Annotated in this window: 2 protein-coding genes; both read left to right on the top strand. The window is 65.1% G+C overall.

Annotated elements, in window-relative coordinates:
- The first annotated feature begins 382 nt into the window (after positions 1 to 382).
- Positions 383 to 1,183, top strand: a complete 801-nt coding sequence (locus JHD07_RS36480; protein ID WP_291631002.1) for a methyltransferase — start codon at positions 383 to 385, stop codon at positions 1,181 to 1,183.
- Between the two features lie 279 nt (positions 1,184 to 1,462).
- Positions 1,463 to 3,111, top strand: a 1,649-nt coding sequence (locus JHD07_RS36475; RefSeq protein WP_291631000.1) for a Wzz/FepE/Etk N-terminal domain-containing protein, incomplete at its 3' end; no start/stop codon positions are given.

The raw sequence follows: 3,111 nt of genomic DNA, 5'->3' as shown, positions 1-3,111 counted from the left end.
CCGAGATATGTTGAAAAAGCCCTGCCTCGATCTCACGTCCTGCAACGGGTCATCACCGCGGGACACATGCGTCCCAAAATGAACGGCCGGTTGGAGGTCACAAGCTCACCTCTCGCGCCGGCCTTGACGTCCGCCCTGGAGCAACATGAACCGCTTAACCGCTTTCGTCCGTTTATCCCGCGAAGTCATGCGCGTGTGATACTGCAATTCGCAGTCCATGCGCGCAGCGGCGCCCACCATGAACAATGCCGTAGTTAACGCACATGAGCGTTAACCGGACCGTAAGCACTGCAACCGGTGGGCACGTGCGGCATCGGATTTGCTCTTCGGGCTGGCACGTCCTTTCCTGTAAATTTGATTAGAACAAGCGCGGTCAGAGAAAATGAACAAGCCAGCTACGATCGATTTCGCGACAGCCACGGCGATCCGGATTCCCGCGGCCACTGCACCGACCCAGGCGCTTCATGATCTTGTCCCCGGCGAAGCCCGCGACAGCCTGCTCGCCGTCCATGACGTGCTGTGCCGCGAGCTGCCGCAGGGCCGGCTCGCGATCTATGAAGCCGGCGGCGGCTCATGCAGCGTCCTGCCACCGGAATTGCTGAGCCGGAGCAAGGTCACCGTCGTCGATATCGACGAGGACCAGGTCCGCAACAACACTTATGCCGACGAGGCGATCCTGGGCGACGTCCAGACCTACCGCTTCGGCGGCGAGACCTTCGATCTCGTGATCTGCTACAACGTGATCGAGCATCTGCCGCACGTCGACACCGCGTTGCTGAACTTCCGCGACGCGCTCAAGCGCGGGGGGATGATCCTGATCGGCGCGCCCAATCCACGCTCGCTCTCCGGGGTCGTCACCAAATATTCGCCGCACTGGTTTCATGTCTGGTTCTACCGGCACATCCGCGGAATCAAGGATGCCGGCTTGCCCGGCGAGCCGCCATTCCCGACTTTCTTCCACCCGCTGGTGACGCTGCCCCGGCTCGAAGCCTTCGCAGCCGCCAACGGCCTCGAAATGATCTATCGTCGTGAAGTCGAGAGTCCGCGCTATCCCGAGATGCGCCGGCGGAAGCCGCTGTTCGCGGCCCTGGTCGATGCCGGCGCCGCATTGCTGAACGCCGTGCTCCCGCGCGGCACGGACGTCCGCCGCGGCGACTATCACGTCATCCTGCGGAAGAGCTGACGGCCATGCACGCGCAGCCGATCGCACGACGAGCGACGCTTCGCGGGCGTGCTGCGGGCGGTAACGAACCGTTAATCTCTCGGGGATCCCGGCGTCCCGGCGATGCTCCGAACGGCGGCATTCGCTTAAACGCTTTGTTTGCCATTTCGGTGAATAGTCCCGCAATGGGTATGGTTAATTTTCCCTGTTGCGTTGATTGGGCACCTACATCCCGGGTGCGTGGCGTAAAGCGAAGAGTAACCCCTCAGCCCGCGACAATTGGAATGAAAGCTGGGGATCATGCTTGACTACAACCAGCCGATCGATCGAGCCGCACCGGAGGCCTCGCAGGGGAAGCCTCAGGCCGGCTTCAACGTGCTGGAGCTCATCAATATCCTCTGGCGGCGAAAGGTAGCGATTGCCGCGGCCGCTTTGCTCGGCGCGACGCTTGCAGTCGTCGTCGGCAAGAGCATAACGCCGCGCTACACCGCGACCGCCCAGCTCTATGTCGATCCGCGCGAGCTTCAGCTGGTCGATCGCGAACTCACGCCGCGCGCCCAGGACATCTCCGGCATGTCCATGGTGGTGGAGAGCCAGGCACGCCTGATCACCTCCAACAGCGTGCTGCTGAACGTGATCCAGCAGGCCGGGCTCGACAAGGATCCGGAATTCGGCGGCGGCGACAGCCGCAGCCTGATGTCGTCTCTGCTCGGCCTGGTCGGCCTGCAGCCCCGTGCGCCCTCCGCCGCGGAGACGAAGGAAGTGCAGCTTGCAGCGCTCGAGGCGCTCAACAAGCACATCACCGTTCGCAAGACCGAGAAGAGCTTCATCGTCGACGTCGAGGTCTGGTCGACGGATCCCGCCAAGGCGGCCATGCTGGCCAACACGCTGACCAGTGCCTACCTCGCCGAGTCCCGCAACTCGCAAGCCTCGGCCGCGCGGCGCGCGACCAACGATCTTTCCGGCCGGCTAAAGGAGCTGCGCGACCGGCTGCGCAATGCCGAGACCGCGCTTGCCACCTACAAGGCCCAGAACAATTTCGTCGGCACCCAGGATGCGCTGATCAGCGATCAGCAGCTCTCGGCCAGCAACCAGCGGCTTTCCGCGGCACGGGCGGCAACGATGGATGCGCAGGCACGGCTCGACCAGATCGAGGCGACCCGCCGCACCGCGGCCGATGCCGGCGCGATCCCGGAGGCGCTGCAATCGCCGACCATCGCGAATCTGCGGGCGCAATATGCCGACGCCCGCAAGAAATATGCGGAACAGGCCAGCGAGCTCGGGCCGCGCCATCCGGCGCTGCGTCAGACCGAGAAGCAGGTCGAAGACCTCAAGCGAACCATCAACGAAGAGATCGACCGCTTCGCCCAGTCCGCCAAGAACGATTTGACGCGCGCCCGCGACTACGAGGCCTCGCTCAACCGGGCGCTGGAAGCGCAGAAGCGGCAGAGCGTCCAGCTCAGCCAGGCCGCCGTGCGCCTGCGCGAGCTCGAGCGCGAGGCCGACGCCAGCCGCGACGTCTACCAGTCCTTCCTCAAGCGCTCCCGCGAGACCGAGGAACAGGAGAGCCTGAACACGTCGGCGGCGCGCGTCATCGGCGAGGCGACCGTGCCGCAGCGGCGCTCGTTCCCGCCGGCCATGAGCCTGTTCGCGATGATCGGATTCATCTTCGGGACGATCGCGGCGTCGAGCTGGTTCGTCGCGGCCGAGCTGCTGTTCACCGGCGCGATCGCACCGGCGCCGGCGCCCGCCCGTCCGCAGCGCATTCCGGCGCCGGATGCAGCGAGAACTCCGCAGCGCACGCGACCGCCGGAACCCTCGCCGGCTCAACCGGCCTTGCGAGCGCCGGAGATCGAACAGGTTCCGCCGGAGCTTGCGGCTCCGCCGTTGCAGCCTGCGATGGTCGAAACGCCTCCGGTCGAAAAGCCGCTGATCGCGCGCTTCCAGGA

The sequence above is a fragment of the Bradyrhizobium sp. genome, assembly GCF_016462955.1.
Lineage (GTDB): Bacteria > Pseudomonadota > Alphaproteobacteria > Rhizobiales > Xanthobacteraceae > Bradyrhizobium.
The sequence above is the reverse complement of the archived record's forward strand: the minus strand, read 5'-3'. Positions and strand labels throughout refer to the sequence as shown.

Excerpts from the sequence above, each read along its gene's own strand:
- JHD07_RS36480 (WP_291631002.1), top strand. The coding sequence starts at position 383 with ATGAACAAGCCAGCTACGATCGATTTCGCGACAGCCACGGCGATCCGG.